This is a genomic window from Arthrobacter glacialis (assembly GCF_002909415.1).
GTDB lineage: Bacteria > Actinomycetota > Actinomycetes > Actinomycetales > Micrococcaceae > Specibacter > Specibacter glacialis.
Genome location: NZ_PPXB01000006.1, coordinates 281,357 through 306,927, shown reverse-complemented (window position 1 = coordinate 306,927; position 25,571 = coordinate 281,357). Strand labels below are relative to the sequence as shown.

The following is a 25,571-nucleotide window of genomic DNA, read 5'->3' as shown; positions in this document are numbered from 1 at the left end:
GGAACACAGGCTCCTGGTCCGCCGGAATGGTGTTCACGTAATCGGTGGTCGTGACCATAGGCACGCCAACGCTCTGCGCGCCTGCCCGCTGCAACAGACTACGCATAATGAACTGGGCACGCTCAGTGCCGCGTTCCTGAATCAGCGTATCCAAGGACTCCAACCATTCGGCAGTCTCTTCCGGATCGCGATCAGGCAGCTGGTTTGTCAACCCGCTAAGGATGTGGGAATTTTCGTCTCCTGCAGCCACGTCCAACCTCTCTTAAAAGCAGTGTGTGGGGCCCATGGCTGTGGCCGTGGGCGTGTACAAACACTCTAGACCGCTGGTGCGTCTTGTGCGTAGCTGCGCCCACTGCATGACCCGCCGCAAGGGGCTGGGTACCGTTCACTATAGGCCCCTTAAACGGGTGTTGGTAATGGAGATCACAATTTAATGGGCGGCATACCGGCATGTTTGTTGCATAGAGCCGCTAAGTAGAGGCAAGATGGGCGCAGCCCCTAGACTGGGGGTACTGACCAACAAACCAACGCGCAAGCGTTGAACGCAGGAGGAATCACGTGAGCGAGGCCGACGCCGGCACTGTAGCCAAGGTGGCAGGCATTTTGGGGTTCAAGGATGGGGATCTCATCCAAGAACTCGGATATGACGACGACGTTGATTTTGGCCTTCGTGACAACATTGAGGACCTCATCGGTTCGGAAATGTTTGACGAAGAGGACCACGACGTAGTTGACGCCATCATTTTTTGGTGGCGCAAGGATGACGGGGACTTGGTAGATGCCCTGGTGGATTCATTGACATCCCTGGACGAGGGCGGGATCGTGTGGATTCTGACGCCCAAGTCAGGCCGTGACGGCTATGTGCCGCCGGCAGAGATCCTTGAAGCGGCACCCACGGCAGGTCTCCATGTGACCACCACCGAGGGCGTTTCCGCGGATTGGGCTGCGACGCGACTGGTTCCACGCAAGCGCCAATAGTGCACGACGGCGGCACGCATCCAGGGTTGCAAGTGGGCGACACGGCCCCAGACTTTTCCTTGCCAAATCAATTTGGTGAGCCAATTTCGCTCGCTGGTTTGCGTGGTGCCCCCGTGGCAATTGTGTTTTATCCCTTTGCCTTCTCGGGTATTTGCACCGGCGAGCTGTCCGAGCTGCGGGACAACCTAGCCGACTTCGCCGCGGCTGGCGTGCGGCTTCTGGCCATATCCGTGGACACCAAATACACCTTGCGCGCCTATGCCAAGGCTGAAGGCTACAACTTTGACCTGCTGGCCGACTTTTGGCCTCATGGTGAGGTTGCCAGTGCCTACGGAGTCTTTGACCCCGTTCGTGGCATGTCCGGGCGCAGTACTTTCCTTATTGGGGCGGGTGGGCTGATTGCCGATGCGTTCAGCACACCCACTGGCCAGGCCCGCTCTCTTGAGCGCTATTGGCAGGCCTTGGGAAGGCTGTAGCCATGGACCCCGTGCGCCCCGGCATTGGCCTCACGGCCCTGGTGACCCCCGGCTCGCCGCCGTCGGGCGCTCCTGAGAATGCGCAGCCCCTGGCACCCGCCCTCACAGCGCAACTGGAGCAGGTGGTGCAGCTGTGGCGCGGCAAAAAATTTGTGCTGCTCACAGGCGCCGGCCTCAGTACGGATTCAGGGATCCCGGATTACCGTGGGCCAACGTCGGTGCCCCGGAACCCGCTGACCTACCAAGAATTTGTGGGCGATGCCCAGCTGCGCCAACGCTACTGGGCCCGCAACCACATGGGTTGGCAATTCATGCGTCAAGCCGTCCCCAACGCCGGCCACTTCGCAGCAACTGTGCTTGAAGGCTATGGGTTGCTGAGCGGAATCATCACCCAAAACGTTGACAGGCTCCACGAGGACGCTGGCGCCGTCAATGTGGTGGACCTCCACGGCCGCTTTGACCGTGTTGCGTGCCTGCAATGCGGCACAACCTTCAGCCGGATTTTTGTGGCTACCCTGCTCAGTGATGCCAATCCGGAGTTCCTGGATGCTGTTGCCCGGGCCGGGGGAGTTTCCATGGGCCCGGACGCAGATTCCGATCTGGACCATGAAGTCCTGATCGCTTCCTTCAACGTTCCGGCCTGCCCTGTGTGTAACGGCATGCTCAAGCCCGACTTTGTCTTCTTTGGCGAGAACGTCCCCAAGGATCGTGTGGAGCGCTCCTTTGCCATGGTGGAGGAGGCTGCTGGGATAGTGGTGGCGGGTTCGTCGCTGACTGTCATGAGTGGGCTTCGTTTTGTGAAGAAGGTGGCCAAGGACGGCAAGCGCGTCATCATCATCAACAGGGGCGCCACCCGCGGTGATGAGCTGGCAAATGTGAAGATTGAAGCGGGCGTCAGTGAGGCTATGACTCATGTCACATACGCTTTAAGGCCTCGATTGGCGCAACCACCAAAACATCGTGTACAGTAGTTTCTCGTTGGTCAGGCCAACAAGCGTAAAGCTAAAGTGGCCTGAGTGATGAATGGGTCTTTAGCTCAGCTGGTAGAGCGCCACGTTTACACCGTGGATGTCATCGGTTCGATCCCGGTAGGACCCACAGTAAAAGAACCCCGCGGATTCAAGGCATACAGTCTTGAAACCGCGGGGTTCTTTGCATTCCGGCCACCTGGAGGGTGGCTGATGGTTCACATCTTGAGGGGGATTGGATGCGCGGCATTTCCTTTACCGCAATCGACTTTGAAACAGCCAACAACTACCGCGCCTCGGCGTGCGCCGTTGGGCTGACTAAAGTCCGGGCCGGAAAAGTGACCGAGCAGGCCTCCTGGCTCATGAAGCCGTTGCCAGGCTATGAGGAGTTCCATTCGGTCAACGTGGGCATTCACGGCATTACCGCAGCGCAGGTGCGCAACATGCCCGACTGGCGCGGAATTTACGGCCCCATGATGGATTTCATTGGCGGCGACGCCCTGGTTGGCCACAACGTCAGCTTTGAAAAGTCCGTCATTTCCAAGGCCAACGAAGCTTGTGGGCTGCCCGCCCCCGACTTGGACTTTCATTGCACCCTGACGTTGGCGAAAAAACACCTGGAGCTAGCGCACTACACACTCTCCGACGTGGTGGGCGCCTTGGAGCTGCCAGCATTCAACCACCACGACGCCGGCGACGACGCACGCGCCAGCGCCCTGATTGCCCTTGAGCTGGCCAGGCGCAACGGCGCTACAACGATGGGGGAGCTATGGCCAGCTCCTGGCGCCAGGGCGGCCGCCAAGCAGCCCAGCTATCTCTCGGCCGGCTACACTCGCAGGCTGGCTGATCTGCCTGCCGCCAATGCCATGGCCAATCCCCATGGCCCGCTTTTTGGCCAGACAATTGTTTTCAGTGGTGACTTGAGTGCCATGCCGCGGGACCAAGCCCAGGACGTCGCAGCCGCCAAGGGCGCCACGATAGCCAACAGCACCACCAAGAAGGTCACCATGGTGGTGTGTGCTGGCCTTGGCAGTGGCGGACGCTTGCCCAGCGCCAAGGTCAAGCGCGCCCATGAACTGGCAGCGGCGGGGCAAGACATCCAGGTGGTCAGCGAACAGCAATTCCTGCGGCTCTTGGCCTTTAGATAAAAGACGACCACGGTGTAAACGTGGCACTCACCGTTGGGTGGCCGGGCCGTCCTGATTGTCAGAGCCTGCCCGTAGCGTGCGGGGTATGAAGTCTCCCCTGGAACATGTTGAGGTGCGCACCTCCTCGGCCGGCGTGCCGGTTGTTGTGCGGCGCAATGGCCATGAATGGGTGATTGGTGCCGAACCCGTGCGCTGGTTCGAGCGGACCCAGTGGTGGAAGTATTCTCTCCGGATGCCCAAAGGCCAAGGTCGCGTGGATGTCCAAGTGTGGCAGGTGCAGGCCCGCTTGGGGCGCAATCCCCGCAGTGACCTGGTCACCATGGAGTTGGAGCGCGAATCCGGTGACGGCGCATGGTGGGTGCGGCAAGGGGTTACTTAACGTAAAAGGTTCCCCGCCACAGCTATTGGGGGACGCTGTGGTGGGGAACCAGTAATAAAAATATAGCCCTTCAATCCACAGGATGCAAACTGACACGCCAAATTTCCAGATGGAGTTCAAAGGAGTTCAAAGGGTAGGGCAGGAGGTGGGGCGACGCCTGACGGCGACTCATTTTTTCAACGGAGTGCGGCCCGGAGCGTGCTCTGAAGACGGGCCTTAAAGTGGAGGACCCTCCACTGTGGCTATTGGGGGACGCCACAGTGGAAGGTCTGAAAAAAATATACATCCCTCGCCGGAAAAATACAAGACCGGACGTTCTACGTCTGCATATGGACAGTAGGATGGAGGTTGTCCACTGCAGTGAACCATTAGCTGTGGTGCCGTGACAGGCCCGCGGAATGCATGGGCCACCTCCTTCAGCGTCGAGGAAGCAATATGAGTGAAGTTCGCCCCGAGCCCCAGTACGTGGTCCCCCGGGATGGCGCCGCCATGGCAAAGAGTCACGATGCGCGGAGCAATGCTACGCCGGCTCCAGCTGTTACTCGGGCGGCCGCCGTGCTTGATGCCCTGGCGGAGTCAATGACTGGGCGCCTGACTCTTAGCGACTTGGCGCGTGAGCTGGGCATTCCAAAATCCTCCACCTCAAACCTGCTGCAGGCACTTGAGGATGCAGAGCTGATCACCCGGCTGGGCTCCGACTATGCGCTCGGTGTAAAGCTGGTGGAACTTGGCGCGGCCTACCTGAGCCGCCGGGATGAGGTGCGGGAGCTCTACCGTTTCTGTGAGCAGGCGCCCTTGCTCAAGGGCGAGACTGTGCGCATAGCCATGCTTGACGGGGACAACGTCATCTACCTAGCGCGCTATGAGGGGCACCCTGCTGTGCGGCTGACCTCCAATATCGGCGACAAGATGCCCGTGACGCTGTGTGCAGTAGGCAAGGCCTTGGTGGCCAAGTTGCACGACCATGACCTGGCGGAACTTTTTCCAGATGACGCTGCGCTACCCGTCATGACCCCCATGTCACTGAGAACGGGGCGGCAACTCAAGGCGGAGATTGCTCAGATTCGCGCACAGGGCTATGCCTTTGAGGATGAGGAGTCCACTCTGGGTGTGGTGAGTCTGGGTGTGGCTGTTCCGACGCACGGTTCCCATGGCCCCAGCCTTGCCGTTTCGGTCACTGCACTGAAGGCCACATTCTCGGAGGGGCAGCGCGAGGCAATGGTACGCGAGTTGCAGGATCTGACGAAGATGCTGGGTAATCCCATGGGTTAGTGACGTAGGAAACATTTTTCCTTGGCGAACCGTTCACTGTGATGTACGCTGTTCAGCATAGTGATCGACCTAACGGTCGTTGTCGCCTGCCTGGACCAATGGTGGTTCGGGAAGTTTCAAGGGAGAACCAGTGACTACACAGCCATTACGCCCCACGCGCACATCCGCTCCGCAAGCAGGTGACACTGTGGATCCGGACCAGCTTCGCCGGGCCACACTAGCCAGCTCCGTCGGGTCCGCGCTTGAGTACTATGACTTCTACATTTACGGCCTGGCCACCGCGCTCATTTTTGGCCCGCTGTTCTTTGCCCCACTGGGCGCAACGGGTGCCCTCATTGCCGCCTTCGCCACCTACGGAGTTGGATTCGCGGCACGCCCCTTTGGCGGATTGATCTTTGGTTACATTGGTGACCGATTCGGTCGCAAACAAGTCCTGCTGCTGACCATCGGCCTCATGGGAACGGCGTCGTTTGCCATTGGCCTGTTGCCCACGTACGAGCAGGCTGGCATGTTGGGTGCCATTCTTTTGGTCGTCATGCGCATCATTCAGGGGTTGGGAGCCGGCGCGGAGCAGGCAGGCGCCACCACACTCATTTCCGAGGTGGCACCGCGCACGCGCCGCGGATTCTTCGCGGCCCTGCCGTTTGTTGGCATCCAGATCGGCACGTTGCTAGGAGCTGGCACGTTCGCGCTATTGGGCCTGGCAAATCCCGAGGTTCTGACGGGATGGCTGTGGCGGGTGCCGTTCCTGGCCAGCATCTTGCTGATTGCTGTCGCCATCTACATTCGCCTCAAGCTCAAGGAGACCCCGGTCTTCCAGGAGTTGGAAAAGCACAAGAACGTCAACAAGAACCCGTTGGGTGTCCTGTGGCGCACTTCCAAGAAGAATGTGCTGATTGGCATCGGCCTTCGCATGGGCGAAAACGGCAACTCCACCATCTACTCCACGCTCCTGGTCGGATTCATGGCCGCCAAGGGAGGCATATTTGAGGGCGACAAGTTCATTGGCCCCGTTGGCCTGCTCATTGCCGCAGGGTTCTCCGCCATTATGGTGATCACCTTTGGTGCCCTGTCGGACAGGGTGGGCCGCGTCAAGGTGTACCGCTACGGAGCCTTGTTCCAGCTCTTGTTCGCCTTCCCGGCGTTCTACTTGATCTCCCTGGGCAACGTCACGCTGGTCTGGATTGTCATGAGCATCGGCATTGCGCTGGGTGTGCAGTCCATGCTGGGTCCGCAGTGCGCCTTGCTGCCCGAGCTCTTCGGGTCCACCCACCGCTTCACCGGCGTTGCCATGAGCAGGGAGATTTCTGCTGTATTTGCCGGCGGCATTGCCCCGTTCGTGGGCGGCCTGCTCCTGGCTGTCACCCATCAGTCATGGGTTGTGCTCGCGGGCTACTCCCTGGTGTTGGCGGCAATCTCCTTCGCCACCACGTTCGTTACGCCTGAGACTGTGGGTCGCGACCTCAACCTGGTCGAGGACGCCACCTAACTCCAACCAGCCTCCAGCGGCGCCCGTCTCGACGGGCGCCGCTGGAGTTTAAGGTGGTGAGGCACGACGCCGGCCTGCCGCCATGCGCTGGGATCCGGCCGGCCGCCGTCGTGCAACATATGGTTGTGGGCATGCAAAAGGGGAGCCTCCGCGCTTGGAAGCTCCCCTGATCGGTGGGTTTAGTAGAAGTGGACCGGGTCCACGGTGTGTAGCAGCGGTTCGCCATTCTGGAAGCGGGTGAGGTTTTCGCTGAACCGCTCGGCGATGAGGCGGTTCTCGGCGGCGCTCAGTGCCGAGGTGTGCGGGGAAACCATCACGCGGGGGTGGTCCCAAAGCGGGCTGCTTGCCGGCAGCGGCTCCACGGCGAACACGTCCAGGCAGGCGTAGGAGACCTGGCCGTTGTCGAGGGCTTCCAGCAGCGCGTCCTCGTCAATAACCGTGCCGCGGCCAACATTGACCAGCACGGTGCCGGGCTTCATGGCGTTGAAGATCTCCGCGTTGAGCATCTTCTCCGTGTAAGCGGTGCCCGGCAGAGTGTTGATGAGCACGTCGGCCGTTGCCACCAGGGCAGGCAGCCCGGCAGTGTCGGTGACAGTCTCGATGCCCTCGATGGCTTCGACATTGCGCTTGGTGCCGCTGACCTTCATGCCGAGGGCGCGGGCCAGGCGGGCGGTTTCCAGGCCGATCTCACCCAGACCCGTAATGACGGCGTGGGAGCCGCTCGCCAGCCGGGTGGGTGTGCGCAGTTCCGGCCAGTGCTTGGCGGCCTGGTCGGCGGAGAGCTCGGCAGTGCGCTTGAAGCCGTTCAACACACCCATCATGGCGAATTCAGCCAGCGGCAGGGCGTGGACGCCCGCCGAGCTGGTGATGGCAATGCGCGCCAGATTTGCGGGGGAAAGGCTGGCTGCCTTGACGGCTCCACCAGCACCTGCTGCCATGGCCTGAATCCACTGCAACTTTTCGCTGGCTGCGATGGCGGCCAGGCCGGCGGCGTTCTCGTTCGGGAATCCGTAGAGGATGTCGGCACTTTTCAGCAGTGCCCAGTAGCGGGTTTCCTGCTCGGGTGTGCGCGTGAAGGCGGGATCTCCGGCGTGGTCTGCGGGGAACCGCTCGGGCGGGAGCAGTTCCGGCTCGTACAAGACGGTGACGGCTGGATGGGCTGCCTTAATGGCTTCCACATGCTCAGCTTCGAGCGGGACGGCAATCGCGACGGTGAGATTCTGAGTGGTCATGATGTTCATCATACTGAATTGTGGTTAGAATACTGAACAAATGTGACAATGAGTCACCAGCAATACCCGCAACGTTGTGAGGACAGGTACGCCATGATGCAAGACCCACCATCTCCGAACACGCCCGCGCACACGGTTGGTTTTGTCGGCCTGGGTCACATGGGTGCCCCCATGGCAGCCAATCTGCTGGCGGACGGCTGGCCCGTGACAGTCTGGAACCGCTCCGCGGGCGCCATGGAATCGTTGAAAGCCCAGGGCGCCTCCTCCGCGGCAGGGGTCGCCGAGCTGCGGGACCACAGCGTCATCATCTTCATGCTGCCCGATCTGGGCTTCATAGACGCAGCCGTGGCACCCCTGCTCGACCTCTGGCGGGCCGCACCGCCCATGCCGGGGACCGTGGTCGTCGTGATGAGCAGCGTCTCGCCGCAGGCCGTTCAAGCCTTTGGCGGTGACGTGGCACGGGCGAGCTCCGGCAACGCTGCCGTCCTTGACGCGCCCGTCAGCGGCGGCACGGTGGGTGCGGAAAACGGGACCCTGGCCATCATGGCTGGCGGTGCCGATGACGATTTTCAGCGGATTTTGCCCGTTTTCGAGTCCCTGGGAACCACCGTGCGCCTACTCGGTCCGCTCGGCTCGGGTTCGCTTGCCAAGGCCTGCAATCAGCTTTTGGTGGGCACGACGACGGCGGCACTTGCCGAAGCTGCTGAACTGGCCGAACGCTCGGGCATGGACGTGGTGGCGTTGTTTGAGGTGTTGAGCGGCGGACTGGCAGGCAGCGCAGTGCTCAATGTTGTGGGGCCGCGGATTGCGGCCAAGGAATATGCGCCCACCGGGCCCGCCAAATTCATGCACAAAGATCTGGGGTTTGTGCTGGACAGTGCCCGGGCGGCGAGGTCGGCCGTGCCCATGGCCACGGCAGGCCATGCGCTGTATGGAACCCTGAAGGACCAAGGCTTGGGAGATCAAGACCTTGCTGTGGTGCGGGAGTCCATTGCCCGCTTGAGCCCCGCCACCTGATCCCGTCGCGCTTCGGCCGGGGCCCACACCCGCTCAAATCGCAATAATGCTGGGGCAAGGCGAGTGGAAACTTTGAGAAGAAAAAGGACTGACGAATGAGTGGATTGTTTGATTTGACGGGCAGGGTTGCCCTGGTGACAGGATCCAGCCGGGGCATTGGAAACGCGTTGGCACGCGGGCTGGCCGATGCCGGGGCTACAGTGGTGCTCCATGGTCTGAACCCGGAAAGGCTGGCCGCCGCCGAAGCCGCCATGGCAGCTGACTTCGCTCCCCACCAGATCCGCTCTCTGGCCTTTGACGTCACCAGCGACGTGGCCGCCGCCGAGGGCATCGCCTGGATAGAGAAAAATGTTGGGCCGCTTGAAATCCTCGTCAACAACGCCGGCATCCAGCACCGTGTCCCGCTGCTGGACATGGAGGTGAAGGACTGGGACAGGGTCATCAGCACTGATTTGACCAGTGCGTTCCTGGTGGGGCGTGAGGCTGCGAGGGGAATGTTGGCCCGCGGCCACGGAAAGATCATCAACATCTGTTCCGTGCAGACTGATCTGGCCCGCCCCACCATCGCCGCCTATACGGCCGCGAAGGGCGGGCTGCGCAACCTGACCCGCGCCATGACTGCTGAGTGGGCCGCCGGTGGCTTGCAGATCAATGGGATCGCACCCGGCTATATCCATACGGAGATGACCCAAAACTTGGTTGACGATGAAAAATTCAACTCCTGGATTCTGGGGCGGACACCGGCCAATAGGTGGGGGACCGTGGCGGACCTGGCCGGCCCGGCCGTGTGGCTGGCCTCCGATGCATCCAATTTTGTCAACGGCCAGACCATCTTCGTTGATGGCGGCATGACGGTAGTGGTTTAGAAAGATGGCGACAATGACAAGATCCTCAGCACTTCCCGCAAGCGCTCCCGCTGTTGTTGCCGACGGCAAGGGGGATTTGCGCATTGCGGACGTCCCGCTGGGCGAACCCGCATCCGATCAAGCCGTGATTGAGATTGCCTATGGGGGCATCTGCGGTTCTGACCTGCACTACTGGCTGCACGGTGCTGCGGGGGAGTCAATCCTCAAGGACCCCCTGGTGTTGGGGCACGAGGTTGTTGGCGTGGTGGCCCGGGCTGCCGTGGATGGCACGGGACCCGCCGTCGGGACACCCGTGGCCGTCCACCCCGCCACGCCGGGCCCCGGCGCGGCCAAGTACCCCAGCGACAGGCCCAATCTGTCCCCCGGGTGCACGTATCTTGGCAGCGCTGCCCGCCATCCCCATACTGACGGGGCGTTCCTGCGCTACGCCAACCTGCCCACCCGCATGCTGCGGACGTTGCCTGAAGGCCTGCCGCTGCGCCGGGCGGCGCTGGTTGAGCCCGCCAGCGTGGCCTGGCATGCCGTGGCCCGTGCAGGCGATGTTCGCGGCAAATCGGCGCTCGTGGTGGGATGCGGGCCCATCGGCACGCTGGCCATAGCGGTTCTCAAACGGGCCGGCGCCAGCCACATCACCGCCGTGGACATGTATGCCAAACCCCTGGAGATCGCGGCTGCTGTGGGCGCAGATGCGCTCCTGCAAGCCGCCGATGATGACGCAATTTCTGCTGTCGAGGCAGATGTTGTCATTGAATCCTCCGGGAACCATTTTGGCCTGGCGTCGGCCATCAAGGGGGCAGTGCGCGGCGGGCGCGTAGTAATGGTTGGGCTTTTACCTTCCGGTGCGCAACCGGTTGCCATTTCCTTGGCGATCACCCGCGAGCTGGAGCTTGTGGGTGCATTCCGTTTCAATGATGAAATTGACGAGGTCATTGCCGCTCTTGCTGACGGATCGCTGGTGGTGGATCCCGTCATCACGCACGAATACGCACTTCTTGATGGTCTGGAGGCATTTGAGATGGCAAAGAACTCGGCCATGTCGGGCAAAGTTTTGCTCAACTTCGGGGCTTGAGTTGACCATGTGGCATCCGGTTGCCACGATGGCTTACCCAATATGTCACATTGCGTATCCAAATCATGGAACCGGCTGGGGAACCGGCGCCATCCCCGATAAGCTGTAGGAAACTGTTCATTTCATTCTGGAGGTAGTATGTCTGCACAAATCGGCTCCGCACAGATCGGCGTGACCGGACTGGCCGTCATGGGCGCCAACCTGGCCCGCAACTTGGCCCGCAACGGTTACACCGTTGCCTTGCACAACCGCTCGGTGGAAAAGACCGACGCGCTGCTTGCCGCCCACGGCGACGAGGGCAATTTTGTCCGCACCGAGACCCTGGCCGAGCTGGTCGAGTCCTTGGAGAAGCCCCGCCGCGTGCTCATCATGGTCAAGGCCGGCGGCCCCGTTGACTCCGTGATCGATGCACTCGTGCCTCTCATGGAAGAGGGCGACATCATCATCGACGGCGGCAACTCGCACTACCAGGACACCCGCCGCCGCGAAGCTGCCCTGGCCGAGAAGAATCTCCACTTTGTGGGCGTTGGTGTATCCGGTGGTGAGGAAGGCGCTCTCTTGGGCCCGTCCATCATGCCCGGTGGCTCCAAGGAATCTTACGATGCACTTGGCCCGCTGCTGGAAAAGATTTCCGCCAAGGTTGATGGCCAGCCCTGCTGCGCTTGGATCGGCACCGATGGCGCCGGCCACTTCGTCAAGATGGTTCACAACGGCATCGAATATGCCGACATGCAGGTTATCGGTGAAGCTTTCGACCTGTTGCGCAGCGCCGCTGGCATCGAGCCGGTTGAGCAGGCTGAAATCTTCGGCAAGTGGAACGAAGGCCAGCTGGCCTCCTTCCTGATCGAGATCACGGCCGAAGTGCTGGGCCACGTTGACGCTAAGACCGGCAAGCCGCTGGTTGACGTCATTGTTGACTCCGCAGGCCAGAAGGGCACGGGCCGCTGGACTGTCCAGTCCGGCCTGGATCTGGGTTCGCCCATCTCCGCCATCGCCGAGTCCGTGTTCGCTCGCGGACTCTCCTCGCAGCGTGACCAGCGTGCCATCGGCCAGGAAGTTTTGGCCGGCCACGAGGTTGCTGTTGAACTCGGCGCCGACTTCGTTGAAGACGTTCGCCAGGCGCTCTACGCCTCCAAGCTCATCAGTTACGCACAGGGCATCGACATGCTCACATCCGCTGCTGGCGAGTACAACTGGGACCTGAAGCTGGATGAGATTGCCTCGCTGTGGCGTGGCGGCTGCATCATCCGTGCCGAGCTCCTCAAGGACATCACCAAGGCCTACGCTGCCGAGGACAAGCCGGCGAACCTGCTGTTCGCCCCGGCCTTCGCAGCCGAAATTGCTGAGGTGCTTCCGGCCTGGCGCCGCGTTGTCTCCACAGCCGTGCAGCTGGGCATACCCGTCCCGGTGTTCTCCTCCTCACTGGCCTACTACGACGGCCTGCGCCGCAAGCGCCTGCCCGCCGCATTGACCCAGGGCCTGCGCGACCTCTTCGGTGCCCACACCTACAGCCGTGTTGACGCTGAAGGAACCTTCCACACCCAGTGGAGTGGCGACAAGTCCGAGATCAGTGCAGTAGACACGCACTAGCCTCCCCGGCCCGACTATGACGCAGTTGGTGCTAAAAACGTCTCTGTTTTTAGCACCAACTGCGTCATAGTTTCTTAAAGTTCGACGGCGGCCGGTGACTTCCCCAAGGAAGTCACCGGCCGCCGTCGAACTTTAAGACTATTTACTGGATCCGGCTAGATCCACATGGCCGGGTCAATGTATTCGGCCGGGTCCACTGCGGGAGCCATTTCCTTTTTGGCATCCCTGTGCCGAACGATCGCCGGGATGCCGGTGAGGATGGAATTGGCTGGCGCGTCCTTAACAACGACGGCGTTGGCCCCCACAGCGGAATCGTCACCAATGTGGATCGGGCCCAGGACCTTTGCCCCGGCGCCAATGGTGACCCGGTTGCCGATGGTGGGGTGGCGCTTGGTTTTGGCCAGTGAACGTCCGCCGAGGGTGACACCGTGGTAAATCATCACGTCGTCACCGATTTCGGCGGTCTCGCCAATAACAACGCCCATGCCGTGGTCGATGAAGAATCGTTTGCCAATGGTGGCACCGGGATGAATCTCAATGCCCGTGGCAAAACGCGTCAGCTGCGACAGCACCCGGGCGGGGAAGCGCAGCCCTGGGTTGGCCCACATCTTATGTGTCAGCCGGTGCATCCAAATGGCGTGCAGGCCGGAGTAGACAAAAAAATTCTCCATGGAACCACGAGCGGCGGGGTCATGTGACCGGGCCGACTCTAGGTCTTCACGTATTCTGCCGATAAATCCCACAGACTTCTTTCAGTTGGTCGCCGTCGTTCTTCTTCGGCGGAGTTCGCAATGCGGTCGGGCCCACAGACCAGAAGACCCGCATCATCGACGCTGCGGCGTCAATGATGCGGGAACAATCTGTGCTGTGCGGGCCCTGGTGTGGGGATTAGCCCCGGATATCGTCGTACAAAACCGTGGAAATGTAGCGCTCACCGAAGTCGGGAACCACGGCAACAATGAGCTTGCCGGCGTTCTCTTCACGCTTGGCCAGCTCCAGGGCTGCCCACACGGCGGCGCCGGCTGAGATGCCGCCCAGGATGCCTTCCTGGTTGCCCAGGGCGCGTGCCGTGGCCACGGAATCTTCCAAGGTGGCGTCCAGAACCTCGTCGTAGATGTCCTGATCGAGCACCTCGGGGATGAAGTTCGCGCCGAGGCCCTGAATCTTGTGCGGTCCGGGTGTGCCGCCATTGAGGATGGCCGAATCAATCGGCTCCACAGCAACAACCTTCACATTGGGGTTGCGCTTCTTCAGGAGCTGGCCGGCACCGGTGATGGTACCGCCGGTGCCTACGCCGGCAACCAAGATGTCCACTGCGCCGTCGGTGTCGTCCCAGATTTCCTCGCCAGTGGTGGCGAAGTGGATGGCCGAGTTGGCGGGGTTGGCGAACTGCTGGGCCCAGATGGAGTTCTCCGTGCTGGCCACAATTTCCTTGGCCTTCTCCACGGCGCCGCGCATGCCTTCGGAGCCCGGGGTCAGGACAATGTCAGCACCATAAGCGCGCAGCATGACCCGGCGTTCGGTCGACATGGTCTCCGGCATGGTCAGGATGACCTTGTAGCCGCGGGCAGCGCCCACCATGGCCAAGGCGATTCCCGTGTTGCCGGAGGTGCCTTCCACAATGGTGCCGCCGGGCTTGAGCTCCCCGGACGCTTCGGCGGCGTCAATAATGGCAACACCGATCCGGTCCTTGACGCTGTTGGCAGGGTTGTAGAACTCGAGCTTGACTGCCACAGTGGCATTCAAACCCGCCGTCAGGCGGTTCAGTCGAACCAGGGGGGTGCCGCCCACAAGCTGCGTGACGTTGTCATAAATCCGTGCCATGTAAGGTCCTACTCTCAAGAAGTCGTCACGAGCTCAGTTGATCCAAATGCGCGCGTGGATGGGTGCTAATTCACAGCGTAACCAGCGGTTCTGCCGGTTCCTAGGCCGTGAGCCACTGGGCGTAATGTTTTCTTACTTTTGCAATCTTGGGGTCGATAATAACCCGGCAATATCCCACTTCGGGACGCTGTGCGTAAAAATTCTGGTGGTCGGCAGTGGCCTGGTACACCTGGCCCAGAGGAGTCACCTCGGTCACTATGGGGTGGCGCCAATTGGGCTGGTTGCGCACAATGGCATCCCGGAAGGCGGCCTCATCCTCGGCATCGGTGTAAAACATGGCGGACCTGTACTGGGTTCCGGTGTCGTATCCCTGCCTGTTCAATGTGGTGGGATCGTGCTGGGTGAAGAACATGTCCAAGATGATGTCAGCGGGGATGACATCCTCATCGAACGTCACCGACACTACCTCAGCATGTCCAGTCATGCCCGAACAGACCTGATCATAGCTGGGGTTGGGCACCGCGCCGCCGGTGTATCCGGACACCACCGATTCAACCCCCCTGGTCATCTGATATACGGCGTCCAAGCACCAGAAACAACCGCCACCTAATACAAAAGTCTTCATGTCTATTTATAAGTCATCCAGCGCCGCGTCCATTCCCGCGCCGCGCAGGGGCTGCACGCCAGTAAAGTAGAAGCATGAGCATGGAACCAACTTTTCCCAAGCCCCACGTTGTTCCAGACGCGGAAGACGCAGACGCAGGACGCGAAGACGCGGAACGCCAGGAATCCCCGGGCGAATCCACTGAGGGCGTGGAGATCGCTGACACGGAACCTGACACGGAGCTTCTTGAGCCCGGCACTGCTGAGGGTTTGGAAACACCCGTGCTTGCCGATGTTTTGCTGGCGGTGGAAGAGCTCTGGCCTGAATCGCTTGCCGAAGACTGGGACCGTGTTGGCCTGGTGGTGGGCCGGCCCGAAGCCGAAGTGGACCGGATCATGTTTGCCGTGGACCCCACCCTGGAAGTTATTGATGAGGCCCTCGAGTGGGGTGCCCAACTGCTCATCACCCACCACCCCTTGTTGCTGAAAGGCGTTAATTCAGTAGCCGCAACGTCCGGCAAGGGGCGGGCCATCCACCGGTTGATCGAAGGCGGCTGCGCCCTGCTGACAGTGCACACCAACGGCGACAGCGCCGTAGGAGGTGTTTCAGATGTTTTGGCCGATGTCCTGGGACTCAGTGAGGTCCAGCCGCTGATGCCCGCAGCCCATGGCTTGGTCGAAGAGGGCATCGGCCGGGTGGGCCTGCTGCCTGGTGCTGAAAAACTGGGCGATTTGGCCGGCCGAGTGTTCCTCACCTTGCCAGCCGTGGCTGGCGGCGTCCGGGTTGCGGGGGACAGGGATGCCCTGGTCCGCAAGGTGGCCGTGTGTGGCGGGTCCGGGGACAGCTTGTTTGATGCCGTGCGTTCCAGCGACGCCGACGTTTTTGTCACGGCAGACTTACGCCACCATCCGGCGTCGGAAGCCCGTGAGGCCCGGGTGGACGGCAAACCATATCTGATTGATCTCTCACACTTTGCCAGCGAGTGGCTCTGGCTGCCGGCGGCGGCCAAGGCGTTGGGCAACGTGCTTGCAGACCAAGGTTTTGAAGCCGAATTGGTTGTCAGCCAAACCAACACGGACCCATGGGACTTCATACTGACGCCCGGGAACTAGGCTGTCATAAGGATTGCACCACCCACTTGATGTAGCAGGAGGAATTACATGGCTAAGGCAGCACCGGCAGAGCAGATGCGATTGCTGGATATCCAAGTACTGGATGGCAAATTACGGGCTCTAGATGTTCAAGCCAAGGCCTTGAAGGAAGACCCCAGGCTTCCTGATCTTCACTCAGGCCTCACCGTGGCCAAGAGTGATCTGGTGGTCCTGGACACGGCCGTCAGCGATGCCCAGCGGGCACTGACAAAGGCTGAAGATGACGTGGCAGCCGTGGTGGCGCGCATTGAGCGCGACGACGCCAAACTCAACAGCGGCACGGGCCTGTCCAAGGATCTCATGGCCCTTCAGAGTGAGCTGGTGTCGCTGAACAAGCGCCGCGGCGAGCTCGAAGACACCGAGCTGGAGATCATGGAGGCGTTCGAGGAAGCAACGGCACGCCAAGGCGCACAACTTGCCCTGGTGAAGCAGATGCAGTCGGTGCTTGATGAAGTAGTTGATGAACTACGCAGCAAACTCGGTGCCCTGAAAATGGAGCGCGATGCCACCTTGGCTGAACGTGCCGAATTGACCGCCACCTTTGCCCCTGAACTGCTGGCCATCTACGAGCGTTCCCTGGCCAAATATGGGGTGGGTGCCGCTCGGTTGTTCCACGGAAAATCGGAAGGATCAGGCATGCACCTCAGTGCCGGGGACTTGGTGGAGATCAAGAAGGCCGCACCGGACACGATTGTGTTCTGCCCTGATTCCGGTGCCATCCTGGTCCGCTCGGAGGAGTGGGGCTAAGGCCTTAATTTCAACTGGCCCGCAGTAGTGGTCGAAAAAGCCGCGATTTTCGCGAATTTTCAACCACTACTGCGGGCCAGTTGCGTTTGGAGCGAGTTGTCAGCCAGTCAGAATGATGTTCAGCGCGTGTGCCTTGCGGGCCGTGCCGGCAACCAACTCCACGGCCCATTTTTCGCCGGCCGCCTTGGCCAGCTGCGCCGGCGTTTCCGGGGCATTGCCGCGGCGGGTGATCAGGTGCCGCGCCAATTCCCCTCGCGTGTGCTTGGCAAAATGCGAAACCACCTTGCGGGTGCCGTCGCGTTCGGTGAAAACGTTGATGGCCACTGTGCATGCCGCGTCCGGCGCCCACGCTGCCGCGTAGCTGCTGGAGCGGCAGTCCACCAGCAGGTGCCCCTCGGCGTGAGCATTGAGTGCTTGGGCCAGCTTTGGCTTCCAGTAGCTGGCCAACTTGCCCAGACCTGGCAGCCCAACAGACATCGACAGTCGGTAGGCCGGGATACTGTCGCCAAAGCGCACGGCACCCCAAAGACCTGAAATGACCATCACTGTGGAGTCGGCTTTCTTCTTTTGTCCTGCCGTCATGCTGCCGTACCCCAGGGCATCAAAGAGCACTCCCGAGTAAATGGTGTGGGCCGGGGCTGCCGGCTCCTGGACCAACCTGGTATTGCGGTGCACCTCGTGGGCCAACGTTGCCCCGACGCCCAGCTGGCTCAGCGCGTCGTGCTGTTCGGAGACGGCAGCCAACGCCAGCGCCACCTCAGTCCTTGCTGGTGTCAGCTCGGGGAAACTGAGTTCGGCCAGATCCACAGGAGTTCCTGCATCGGCGGGGGTCTTACCTTCGGAAGGGGGAAGCAAAATGAGCACACTTGAGCTTAGCGGCCGGTTCTGCGCTCACATTCCACACCGTGCGCCAGGTGAACGGGGAGCAGTTGTTGATGTTGGGCGCAAACATCAGCAACTACTGCCCGTTCGCGAGGCGGCGGCGGGTGTGGGCGTAGACCGGTCTAGTGAATTGAATCACTGAACTCGCGCGTAGCCTCGGCGCGCTGTCACACTGGTTTTGGCTTGAACCAAGGGTGTTTTGAGCTAGAAGAGGGTACTTACGTGGTGCAACAACTCGTGACAAACAACTGCGACACAATCTTGGATTCCTGGATTGGGCGTGAGTCCATGGCGGAAGCAATGATTCCGCTCATCGGCAGGCTCTACCGGGACAACAATGTTCTCACCAGCATCCATGGCCGGTCACTGATCAACCAGTCCGTCATCAGCCTGCTCAAGGCCCACCGCTTTGCCCGCCAGGTTGACGACGTGGAACTTCCCGTGGAAGAAACCCTGCCGCTGCTCCAGGTGCTTGGCACCTTGCAATTGGGAGCCGCCTCACTTGACCTGGCCCGGCTCCTTTCAAACTTCAAGGCCTCGGACGAGGGCGACCTTGAGACGTTCCTGCGCGCTGAACTGGCCGACGTCGTAAATCGCTTTGGCGCCGACGAGCGCACCAGCACTGACGTGGTTCTCTACGGTTTCGGCCGCATTGGCCGCCTGCTGGCCCGGATCCTCATTGAACACTCCGGCGGCGGCCACGGCCTGCGCTTGCGTGCCATCGTGGTGCGCAAGGGCGGCGACGCCGATCTCACCAAACGCGCCAGCCTGCTCCGCCGCGACTCCGTGCATGGCCCGTTTAACGGCACCATCACCGTTGACCAAGACAAAAACATCATCCTGGCCAACGGCACATCCATCCAGGTCATCTATTCGGACAGCCCCGCCACCATCGACTACACGGCGTACGGCATTCACGACGCACTGGTGGTGGACAACACGGGCCGCTGGCGCGACGAGGAGGGCCTGTCCCAGCACCTGCAGAGCCGCGGCGTGGCCAAGGTCCTGCTGACGGCCCCGGGCAAGGGCACGCTGAAGAACATTGTGCACGGCATCAACCACGGCACCATCACCGACCACGACACGATAGTCACGGCCGCCTCCTGCACCACCAACGCCATCACCCCCGTGTTGAAGGTCCTCAACGACAAGTACGGCATTGTCCACGGCCATGTGGAGACGGTGCACTCCTTCACCAATGACCAGAACCTGACGGACAACTTCCACAAGGGTGACCGGCGCGGGCGCTCGGCCGCCTTGAACATGGTGCTGACCGAAACGGGCGCCGCGAAGGCCGTGGCCAAGGCCCTGCCCGAGCTTGAGGGCAAGCTGTCCGGCAACTCCATCCGCGTTCCCACCCCGAACGTGTCCATGGCTATCCTGAACCTGACGTTGGAAAACGGCACCACCAAGGATGAGGTCAACACGTACCTGCGCGACATGTCGCTGAATTCGGGCCTGCGCAAGCAGATCGACTTCATCGACTCGCCCGAAGTGGTCTCCAGCGACTTTGTTGGCTCCCGCCGCGCCGGCATTGTGGACGGCCTGGCCACGATCAGCAACGACAAGCATTTGGTGCTGTATGTCTGGTACGACAACGAATTCGGCTACAGCTGCCAGGTGGTCCGCGTCATGGAGGAAATGGCCGGGGTTCACCCGCGCGCCTTCCCAGCACTCGACGCCGCTGCCCCGCAGGCAGCAGCTCTGGTCTAGCGTTTCGCACTCAAGGCGGGTCCGGCGTCGAACATTCACGTTCGACGCCGGACCCGCCTTTTGCATGCCGGCCCACCGTGGGTGCGTTCCCCGCAGGGCGCCCAAGCAGCTAGCGTCCACAGGGCACCCCAAACTCGCTGCGCTCGTTTGTGGCCCCTCGCCCTGTAGACTTGACCACTGGATAGGGCAGCTGGGCAACCGCGCGTCACGCAAGTGGCTCGAGGAACGTCCGGGCTCCACAGAACAGGGTGGTGGGTAACGCCCACTCGGGGTAACCCGCAGGACAGTGCCACAGAGAATAGACCGCCTGCACGGCAACGGCTGGAGCAGGTAAGGGTGAAACGGTGGTGTAAGAGACCACCAGTTCCCTAGGTGACTAGGGAAGCTAGGTAAACCCCACCCGGAGCAAGGCCAGACAGGGCATGTTTGAGGGCTGTTCGCCCGAGTGTCTGGGTAGGCTGCTAGAGGGCGTCGGCAACGGCGTTCGTAGATGGATGGTTGCCTCTCCGCCGCGGGTAACTGCGGCGGATGACAAAACCCGGCGTATCGGCTGCCCTATCCAACTTCATGGCGTGTTTTCCCTGTTTTTGTACGGGGCGGGCACGCCTTTTTTGTCTCCGCTCCGGGGCTTGGCGGGTCGGCCGCGAAAACGGTAGTGGGCAGCTTTATACGAATTTTGTGCTGACCGCAGGCACAAAAACCCGTGTGCAACCATGCATCTCGCAGCTACGGTCAGTAGACGCGGAATCTCTTGAAAGATGGTTGGCCGTGGCCATTGTGAACGGGTTGTCTGCCAAGGATAAGAGGTCTGTGGATAACCGGCTCCACCATCCCGGGCAACCTTCTAAACTTAAAGTGACCGAGTTACCGGCACTATAACGCTCCGGCTGCCAAGACGCCGCTGTCCAGGTTTCGCCGAACACGGAGGGACGGGGTTCATGCTGGGGCGGGTCAGTTGGTGAGGATGTCCCATGGCACGGCATGCACAAGAGTTCACTCAGCGGCGCACAGATAAGGCGCAGCGGGCGCCCGTGCGGGCAGCTGTCCTGTTGGCTGTGGTGGTGTTGGTGGTTTTGGTTGGCTGGTTGCACAGCGCGGGTCATTGGCCGTTCACACCGGATGCCGGTCCAGCGCCTGCTGTCAGCACGCCGTCGCCCGCATTGGGCCAGCCCATAGTGGTTTTGACGCCAGCAACGGCTTTGGCCGTCCTGGAAACCCTTCAGGTCAAAGGCAAAGCGCCACGCAATGATTATCAGCGCAGTGCTTTTGGTGAAGCGTGGCTGGATGCTGACGCCAACGGCTGCGACACCCGCAACGACGTCCTGCGCCGTGATCTGCAGGCAGTGCAATTCATTGCCGGATCGCCGTGTCTTGTGGCATCAGGCACGCTGAAGGAGCCGTACACCGGCACGACCGTGCAATTCCAACGCGGCAAGGACACCAGCGAGGCTGTCCAAATTGATCATGTGGTGGCCCTGAGTAACGCCTGGCAAACGGGAGCCGCAGCCCTGACGCCGCTGCAACGGCAGAGCCTGGCCAATGATCCGCTGAACCTCTTGGCAGTGGACGGGGAGGCCAACCAGGACAAGAGCGACGCCGATGCCGCCAGCTGGCTGCCGCCGTCAAAAAAAATCCGTTGCCACTATGTGGCCCGGCAAATATCGGTCAAGGCCGCCTACCAGCTCTGGGTGACTCCGGCCGAGAAAGGAGCCATGGAAAACGTTCTGGGCCGCTGCCCGACGCAAGCGGCACTGGCCAGTGGCTACCTCAACTAGCGCAGGCAGGCGCTACTCGCGCTTGGTGCCGATCTCGGTCAAGGGCAGTTCCGGGTAGTTCTTTTCGACCCGGCGCATAGCCCAAATGTCGTTGAACAGGGCCAGGAATTCACCATCACTGCGCTCCAGCACCTCGGCGCCGTGGACAGTGCTCAGCGTGGCTGCGGCGTCCGGCGTCGTGAGCCTGGCCAGGGTGTAGGGGAGGCGCTCCAAGCGCATGGGGGCGTTGAAGTCGTGGTGCATGCGGTCCTCAACAACCTCAAACTGCATGGGGCCCACGGCCGCCAGCACGGGTGCCTGGTCTCCGCGCAGGTCTGATCGGAGCACCTGGATGACGCCTTCGTGCTCCAGCTGCTCAATGCCGCGGCGGAATTGCTTGTACTTGCTGGGGTCCTTGGAGCGTGCCACCTGGAAGTGCTCGGGGGCGAACAGCGGAATAGCCGGGTATTCCACCGGCTCCTCAACGAACAAGGTGTCGCCCACGCGCAGGGTGGAGGCGTTGACCAGGCCAACAACATCGCCAGGGAAGGCTGTGTCAATGACTTCACGGTCGCGGCCAAAGACCTGCTGTGCGTACTTGGTGGCAAAGGACTTGCCGGTGCGGGTTTGGGTGACAACCATGCCGCGCTCAAACATGCCGGAGCATACGCGGATAAAGGCCACGTGGTCGCGGTGCGCCTGGTTCATGCCGGCCTGAACCTTGAACACAAAGCCCGAGAACGGTGCTTCCACGGGGCGGGTCTCGCCGCTCACATCGGGGCGCGGTGACGCTGGCGGGGCAAAATCCACCAGGGTGTCCAAGATCTGCTTCACACCAAAGTTCAGCGCGGCAGAGGAGAACAGCAGGGGAGTGGCCTTGCCTGCGTAGAACGCCTCCAAATCCAGCGGTGCGTCGGTGTCGACCACCAGGCTTGCTTCCTCAATGGAGTCGTCCCAGGCGTCTCCTTCGGATTCAGCGGCCGCCTCGGGGGTCATGTACTCGGTCAGTGCGATCTGTGCGCCCGAGCTGTTGCGAGCAAATTTGGCAAACTCGTTGCGGCGGATGTCCCACACGCCACGGAAGTCGCCGGCAATACCGATGGCCCAGGTCAGCGGCATGGGTGTGAGCCCGGTGCGCTCGGTGATTTCATCCATCAGTTCCAGCGGATCCAGGCCGGGCCGGTCCCACTTGTTGATGACGGTGATGATGGGCAGGTTGCGCTGGCGGCAGACCTCAAAGAGTTTCATGGTCTGTGTTTCCAGACCCTTACCGGCGTCGACCAGCATGACGGCACAATCAACGGCCGCCAGCACACGGTAGGTATCTTCGGAGAAGTCGGCGTGGCCGGGAGTGTCGAGCAGGTTGATGACGGTGTCGCGGTAGGAGAACTGCAGCGCCGCAGAGCTGATCGAGATGCCGCGGTCCTTCTCCATCTGCTGCCAGTCCGAGACCGTGTCCTTGCGGTTGGACTTGCCGTTGGTGGCGCCGGCAGTTCCAATCACCTTGGCATGCAACGCCAACGCTTCCGTCAGCGTGGACTTGCCCGCATCAGGGTGCGAAATAACGGCGAAGGTTCGACGACGTTCCGCCTGGCCGGTAATTTCGGTGGCACGGGCGGGGGATTGGGCCGGAGAGGACACAAGACTACTTTCTAGCGGCGAAAAGAATGTTCAAGCAGAGGCAGGACACCAACTATCAAGTTTACCGCAGTGCGCAGGCAGCAAGTTGGCAGGGACGACGGCGGCGCCTGGCAACTCTCGCAGCGCCACGTTGGCGGGGCGGGTGTTAACGGACGGCGCCGGCTGGGTGATGCAGTCTAGCGGGGCAGTTCCAGGGAACCGAAGCCCAGCTGCCAAGCACCTCCGGCGTCGATGCGCTCCAGCACAATCCTTTGCAGCGCCGTGGCCCGCGGCAGGGCATCCAGGTTTTCCATGCTGCGGGTGCGGAAGGTGAAGTAGACGGCGTCAGTGGGCTCGTCGCGGGGTTCACCGTAGGGGGTGAACAGCGCTGCGAAGGCGGCAATGTTGGCACCGGGTTCCAGCTGTTCGGCCAGGTAGGGATCCAGCAGCCAGGACTCGCAGTTGGCTGTGGCGACCGGCTGGTCCGCGAAGTGTTCGGCAAAGAACGGACGGGCAAGGGCCAGGCTGTCATTGACCACCGCCGCACCCAGTCCGCCGCCCTCGGGGATGTGAATACCCAGGATCCATTCACCGGCAGCGACCCCGGGGATGGCGGCCGTGGGCTGGTGGATCAAGTACTGCAGGCGGCCCAACTGGTAGATGCGGCCGGAAAAAAGGTGGTTGAGCCATTTGTAGGTGTCCATGCCGAACCGGTTGTGGACGCGGCGGTTGATGGCCATGTTGCGGCCAAAATCGGCCAACGAGGCGCGGGAGACGGCATCGGGAATGTTGCGCCCCGCGTGCCACTCCAGGATGGTGGGGACAAAGTCCAGCATGGCGCGCAGCCAATCCAGCTCCGTCACGGGGAGGTCATCGGTGCCCAGCTCCGGCACCGATTCATCTGCACTGCCAAGGCGCGCCACAAGGTGCTCATGCACTGTGGCCGCGGCCGGGCTGAGCGGGGCTTGCAACAGTGCCAGGCAGTCGGCCCGATCTTCTGGGGCAACGCCCAAGTAGTCAAGTGTCTGCTCTGGGCTCATGGCGGTGCGGGAGGTCATTGGGCTAGTTTAGCGAACCCTTGAGCACTGCACTGGCACCACTCGGTCTTACAGCCACGCATGGTTTGTAGCGCATGTGTCGTGAAATTATGCGTTGAACTCGGCTTGGGTTCCGCGCAGAAGCACTTATGCGCAGAACCCAAGGTGGGTTCTGCGCATAAGTGCGGGGCAGCGGCAACGTTACTGTTCGGCCTTGGGCTTCTTCACAAACAACGTCTCGGCCTGTTCCAGGGACATGCCGTTGGTTTCGGGGATCTTGAACATGACGAAGAAGAACGATGCGGCAGCAAAGAGGGCGTACATGCCGTAGGTCAGCGGCAATGATGCGGCGGCCATGGCCGGGAACGTCAAGGTGATCAGGAAGTTCGCCACCCACTGGGCTGCGGCTGCCAAACCCAGGGCGCGGGCACGGATGCGTGAGGGGAAGATCTCGCCCAGGAGCACCCAAACCAGCGGCCCCCACGACGCGCCGAAGCTGACCACAAACACATTGGCGGCAACCAGGGCAATGGGTCCCCAGGCGCCCGGGAGGCTGATGTCCGAGCCACTGCCGGTTGCAGCCGAGAAGGCAAGCGCCATGGTGCCCAGGGAGACGGCCATGCCAATGGAACCCGTGAGCAGGATGGGGCGGCGCCCGATTCTGTCCACCAGGGCAATGGCCACCAGTGTCACCAAAATGTTGACCACAGCCGTTACCACCGAGATGGTCAGTGAGTCCTTCTCCTGGAAGCCCACTGCCTGCCACAACGTGGTGGAGTAGTAGAAGATCACATTGATGCCAACGAACTGCTGCAGCACAGAGAGGATAATACCTATCCACACAACAGGCATGAGGCCAAGCCGCTTGCCTCGCAGGGAGCCCTTCTTGGCTGAGAGGGAATCTTCCTTGACGGCTTCCTTGATCTCGCGGATGCTGCGCTCGGTGTCGTCATCCGGGGCAATGGTTTTGAAGACCTTTGTGGCTTCTTCTTCCTTGCCCTGAAGAACCAGGAAGCGTGGGGACTCGGGGAGCACAAAGGCAATCCAGCCATAGGCAATTGCCGGGACAACGCCGGCCAGGAACATCCAGCGCCAGGCGGGAAGCCCAAGCCACAGCTCCTGAGCGGCACCGCCGGCAGCATTGGCAAACAATGCGTCGGAGAGCAGGGCGGCGAAGATACCAATGGTGATGGCAAGCTGCTGCAAGGAAGCCAGCCGTCCGCGGTGGCGTCGCGGGGAAATCTCGGAAATATAGGCTGGGGCGATCACCGAGGCCAAGCCAATGCCCAGACCGCCCACCAACCGCCAGAAGATCAAGTCGATGACGTTGAAGGCCAGTCCGGTTCCCAAGGCGCTGATCAAAAAGAGCGCCGCGCCAAGTTTCATGGCGGGGATGCGACCCTTGGCGTCGGCGATCTTGCCAGCCATGAACGCGCCCACCGCGCAGCCAAGAAGTGCAATGGCCACGGCGAAGCCGGTGAGGGTGTCGCCCAGTTTGAAATCGCCCTGGATCGCGTCGACGGCACCGTTGACCACCGAGGAGTCAAAACCGAAGAGGAAGCCACCCACTGCGCCGGCTACGGCCAGGCCAATCACCTTGCGCGGAATGGCCTTGGGGCCTGAGTGTGGAGTGCTGGTGCTGGACATGGTTCCCCCTTGTGGCCGTCATTCATGAGGGAACTGGCCGGGTCGACAAAAAGTGCAGAATAATCTCTATGCCAAGCTACTCCATACCAGCCAATGGACAAACAAAAT

24 protein-coding genes, 1 tRNA gene and 1 other RNA gene are annotated in these 25,571 nt (G+C 61.5%); 17 read left to right on the top strand and 9 right to left on the bottom strand.

The features are described 5' to 3' along the window. On the bottom strand, positions 1–250 hold a 250-nt coding region (locus CVS28_RS10015), incomplete at its 3' end, for a hypothetical protein (RefSeq protein WP_133159097.1). Between the two features lie 308 nt (positions 251–558). Here CVS28_RS10015 and CVS28_RS10010 point away from each other — a divergent pair. The 8 genes from CVS28_RS10010 to CVS28_RS09975 all read left to right on the top strand — a co-directional run bounded on the left by CVS28_RS10010 (position 559) and on the right by CVS28_RS09975 (position 6,710). Beyond that, positions 559–978: a DUF3052 domain-containing protein gene (locus CVS28_RS10010; protein WP_103465407.1), complete on the top strand. Its 420-nt coding sequence runs from the start codon at positions 559–561 to the stop codon at positions 976–978. Next, positions 978–1,454: a peroxiredoxin gene (locus CVS28_RS10005; RefSeq protein ID WP_423716394.1), complete on the top strand. Its 477-nt coding sequence runs from the start codon at positions 978–980 to the stop codon at positions 1,452–1,454. The genes CVS28_RS10010 and CVS28_RS10005 overlap by 1 nt, the downstream gene beginning before the upstream one ends. A gap of 2 nt (positions 1,455–1,456) precedes the next feature. Further along, positions 1,457–2,425 carry a Sir2 family NAD-dependent protein deacetylase gene (locus CVS28_RS10000; RefSeq protein WP_103481409.1) on the top strand — a complete coding sequence of 323 codons (969 nt, stop codon included), beginning with the start codon at positions 1,457–1,459 and terminating at the stop codon, positions 2,423–2,425. 54 nt (positions 2,426–2,479) lie between these two features. Further along, positions 2,480–2,552: transfer RNA gene (locus tag CVS28_RS09995), tRNA-Val, on the top strand. A 109-nt stretch (positions 2,553–2,661) separates the two neighbouring features. Continuing rightward, positions 2,662–3,570, top strand: a complete 909-nt coding sequence (locus CVS28_RS09990) for an exonuclease domain-containing protein (RefSeq protein ID WP_103465409.1) — start codon at positions 2,662–2,664, stop codon at positions 3,568–3,570. An 85-nt stretch (positions 3,571–3,655) separates the two neighbouring features. Continuing rightward, positions 3,656–3,949: a hypothetical protein gene (locus CVS28_RS09985; RefSeq protein ID WP_243399808.1), complete on the top strand. Its 294-nt coding sequence runs from the start codon at positions 3,656–3,658 to the stop codon at positions 3,947–3,949. Between the two features lie 489 nt (positions 3,950–4,438). Continuing rightward, positions 4,439–5,221, top strand: coding sequence for an IclR family transcriptional regulator (locus CVS28_RS09980; RefSeq protein WP_103481427.1), 783 nt, complete (start codon positions 4,439–4,441; stop codon positions 5,219–5,221). A gap of 130 nt (positions 5,222–5,351) precedes the next feature. Beyond that, positions 5,352–6,710, top strand: a complete 1,359-nt coding sequence (locus CVS28_RS09975; protein WP_103465410.1) for an MFS transporter — start codon at positions 5,352–5,354, stop codon at positions 6,708–6,710. Positions 6,711–6,889: 179 nt separating this feature from the next. Here the strand turns inward: CVS28_RS09975 and CVS28_RS09970 are convergent, their stop codons facing one another. Further along, positions 6,890–7,954, bottom strand: a complete 1,065-nt coding sequence (locus CVS28_RS09970; RefSeq protein ID WP_103465411.1) for a D-2-hydroxyacid dehydrogenase — start codon at positions 7,952–7,954, stop codon at positions 6,890–6,892. Between the two features lie 84 nt (positions 7,955–8,038). Between CVS28_RS09970 and CVS28_RS09965 the strand changes: the two genes are divergently transcribed. From CVS28_RS09965 to gndA, 4 genes are all read left to right on the top strand, one after another. Continuing rightward, positions 8,039–8,959: an NAD(P)-dependent oxidoreductase gene (locus CVS28_RS09965; RefSeq protein ID WP_103481426.1), complete on the top strand. Its 921-nt coding sequence runs from the start codon at positions 8,039–8,041 to the stop codon at positions 8,957–8,959. Between the two features lie 95 nt (positions 8,960–9,054). Continuing rightward, complete coding sequence (locus CVS28_RS09960) at positions 9,055–9,825, top strand: SDR family oxidoreductase (RefSeq protein WP_103465412.1); 771 nt, start codon at positions 9,055–9,057, stop codon at positions 9,823–9,825. Positions 9,826–9,838: 13 nt separating this feature from the next. Beyond that, the gene (locus tag CVS28_RS09955; protein ID WP_103481408.1) at positions 9,839–10,894 is read left to right on the top strand and encodes an L-idonate 5-dehydrogenase; all 1,056 of its coding nucleotides are present in this window, start codon (positions 9,839–9,841) and stop codon (positions 10,892–10,894) included. Between the two features lie 138 nt (positions 10,895–11,032). Further along, the gene (gene gndA / locus CVS28_RS09950; protein ID WP_103481407.1) at positions 11,033–12,484 is read left to right on the top strand and encodes an NADP-dependent phosphogluconate dehydrogenase; all 1,452 of its coding nucleotides are present in this window, start codon (positions 11,033–11,035) and stop codon (positions 12,482–12,484) included. 155 nt (positions 12,485–12,639) lie between these two features. On the opposite strand, the gene epsC is transcribed toward gndA, so the two are convergent. The 3 genes from epsC to msrA all read right to left on the bottom strand — a co-directional run bounded on the left by epsC (position 12,640) and on the right by msrA (position 14,933). Next, positions 12,640–13,227 (bottom strand): serine O-acetyltransferase EpsC, encoded by a 588-nt coding sequence (gene epsC, locus CVS28_RS09945; RefSeq protein ID WP_103465415.1) that lies wholly within the window; start codon positions 13,225–13,227, stop codon positions 12,640–12,642. 145 nt (positions 13,228–13,372) lie between these two features. Continuing rightward, on the bottom strand, positions 13,373–14,308 hold the full coding sequence (gene cysK, locus CVS28_RS09940; RefSeq protein WP_103465416.1) for a cysteine synthase A: 936 nt from the start codon (positions 14,306–14,308) through the stop codon (positions 13,373–13,375). Positions 14,309–14,408: 100 nt separating this feature from the next. Beyond that, the gene (gene msrA / locus CVS28_RS09935) at positions 14,409–14,933 is read right to left on the bottom strand and encodes a peptide-methionine (S)-S-oxide reductase MsrA (RefSeq protein WP_103481406.1); all 525 of its coding nucleotides are present in this window, start codon (positions 14,931–14,933) and stop codon (positions 14,409–14,411) included. Positions 14,934–15,007: 74 nt separating this feature from the next. Here msrA and CVS28_RS09930 point away from each other — a divergent pair, with 74 nt between their 5' ends. Both CVS28_RS09930 and CVS28_RS09925 read left to right on the top strand, forming a co-directional pair. Beyond that, a complete protein-coding gene (locus tag CVS28_RS09930) occupies positions 15,008–16,024 on the top strand; it encodes a Nif3-like dinuclear metal center hexameric protein (protein ID WP_243399806.1) in 1,017 nt (338 codons plus the stop codon). A gap of 48 nt (positions 16,025–16,072) precedes the next feature. Then, complete coding sequence (locus CVS28_RS09925; RefSeq protein WP_103481405.1) at positions 16,073–16,810, top strand: zinc ribbon domain-containing protein; 738 nt, start codon at positions 16,073–16,075, stop codon at positions 16,808–16,810. Between the two features lie 99 nt (positions 16,811–16,909). Here CVS28_RS09925 and CVS28_RS09920 read toward each other — a convergent pair whose 3' ends face one another. Beyond that, positions 16,910–17,674, bottom strand: a complete 765-nt coding sequence (locus tag CVS28_RS09920) for a YaaA family protein (RefSeq protein ID WP_103481404.1) — start codon at positions 17,672–17,674, stop codon at positions 16,910–16,912. A 240-nt stretch (positions 17,675–17,914) separates the two neighbouring features. Here CVS28_RS09920 and CVS28_RS09915 point away from each other — a divergent pair, with 240 nt between their 5' ends. The 3 genes from CVS28_RS09915 to CVS28_RS09905 all read left to right on the top strand — a co-directional run bounded on the left by CVS28_RS09915 (position 17,915) and on the right by CVS28_RS09905 (position 21,180). After that, the gene (locus tag CVS28_RS09915; RefSeq protein WP_370739493.1) at positions 17,915–19,405 is read left to right on the top strand and encodes a glyceraldehyde-3-phosphate dehydrogenase; all 1,491 of its coding nucleotides are present in this window, start codon (positions 17,915–17,917) and stop codon (positions 19,403–19,405) included. A gap of 182 nt (positions 19,406–19,587) precedes the next feature. Further along, an RNA gene (gene rnpB, locus CVS28_RS09910) (RNase P RNA component class A) lies at positions 19,588–19,967 on the top strand. A 409-nt stretch (positions 19,968–20,376) separates the two neighbouring features. Further along, positions 20,377–21,180 carry an HNH endonuclease family protein gene (locus tag CVS28_RS09905; RefSeq protein WP_103481403.1) on the top strand — a complete coding sequence of 268 codons (804 nt, stop codon included), beginning with the start codon at positions 20,377–20,379 and terminating at the stop codon, positions 21,178–21,180. A gap of 12 nt (positions 21,181–21,192) precedes the next feature. Here the strand turns inward: CVS28_RS09905 and CVS28_RS09900 are convergent, their stop codons facing one another. From CVS28_RS09900 to CVS28_RS09890, 3 genes are all read right to left on the bottom strand, one after another. Then, positions 21,193–22,800, bottom strand: a complete 1,608-nt coding sequence (locus tag CVS28_RS09900; RefSeq protein ID WP_103465425.1) for a peptide chain release factor 3 — start codon at positions 22,798–22,800, stop codon at positions 21,193–21,195. A 176-nt stretch (positions 22,801–22,976) separates the two neighbouring features. Beyond that, on the bottom strand, positions 22,977–23,837 hold the full coding sequence (locus tag CVS28_RS09895; RefSeq protein WP_243399805.1) for an acyltransferase domain-containing protein: 861 nt from the start codon (positions 23,835–23,837) through the stop codon (positions 22,977–22,979). 180 nt (positions 23,838–24,017) lie between these two features. Continuing rightward, complete coding sequence (locus CVS28_RS09890) at positions 24,018–25,463, bottom strand: sugar porter family MFS transporter (RefSeq protein WP_103481402.1); 1,446 nt, start codon at positions 25,461–25,463, stop codon at positions 24,018–24,020. Between the last annotated feature and the right edge of the window lie 108 nt (positions 25,464–25,571).

Coding starts and splice junctions, on each gene's coding strand:
- CVS28_RS10000 (WP_103481409.1), top strand. CDS start 1,457: ATGGACCCCGTGCGCCCCGGCATTGGCCTCACGGCCCTGGTGACCCCC.
- CVS28_RS09895 (WP_243399805.1), bottom strand. CDS start 23,837: ATGACCTCCCGCACCGCCATGAGCCCAGAGCAGACACTTGACTACTTG.
- CVS28_RS09985 (WP_243399808.1), top strand. CDS start 3,656: ATGAAGTCTCCCCTGGAACATGTTGAGGTGCGCACCTCCTCGGCCGGC.
- CVS28_RS09905 (WP_103481403.1), top strand. CDS start 20,377: ATGGCACGGCATGCACAAGAGTTCACTCAGCGGCGCACAGATAAGGCG.
- CVS28_RS09955 (WP_103481408.1), top strand. CDS start 9,839: ATGACAAGATCCTCAGCACTTCCCGCAAGCGCTCCCGCTGTTGTTGCC.
- CVS28_RS09925 (WP_103481405.1), top strand. CDS start 16,073: ATGGCTAAGGCAGCACCGGCAGAGCAGATGCGATTGCTGGATATCCAA.
- CVS28_RS09890 (WP_103481402.1), bottom strand. CDS start 25,463: ATGTCCAGCACCAGCACTCCACACTCAGGCCCCAAGGCCATTCCGCGC.
- CVS28_RS09980 (WP_103481427.1), top strand. CDS start 4,439: ATGGCAAAGAGTCACGATGCGCGGAGCAATGCTACGCCGGCTCCAGCT.
- CVS28_RS09990 (WP_103465409.1), top strand. CDS start 2,662: ATGCGCGGCATTTCCTTTACCGCAATCGACTTTGAAACAGCCAACAAC.
- CVS28_RS09960 (WP_103465412.1), top strand. CDS start 9,055: ATGAGTGGATTGTTTGATTTGACGGGCAGGGTTGCCCTGGTGACAGGA.
- msrA (WP_103481406.1), bottom strand. CDS start 14,933: ATGAAGACTTTTGTATTAGGTGGCGGTTGTTTCTGGTGCTTGGACGCC.
- gndA (WP_103481407.1), top strand. CDS start 11,033: ATGTCTGCACAAATCGGCTCCGCACAGATCGGCGTGACCGGACTGGCC.
- CVS28_RS09965 (WP_103481426.1), top strand. CDS start 8,039: ATGCAAGACCCACCATCTCCGAACACGCCCGCGCACACGGTTGGTTTT.
- CVS28_RS09970 (WP_103465411.1), bottom strand. CDS start 7,954: ATGATGAACATCATGACCACTCAGAATCTCACCGTCGCGATTGCCGTC.
- cysK (WP_103465416.1), bottom strand. CDS start 14,308: ATGGCACGGATTTATGACAACGTCACGCAGCTTGTGGGCGGCACCCCC.
- CVS28_RS09930 (WP_243399806.1), top strand. CDS start 15,008: ATGAGCATGGAACCAACTTTTCCCAAGCCCCACGTTGTTCCAGACGCG.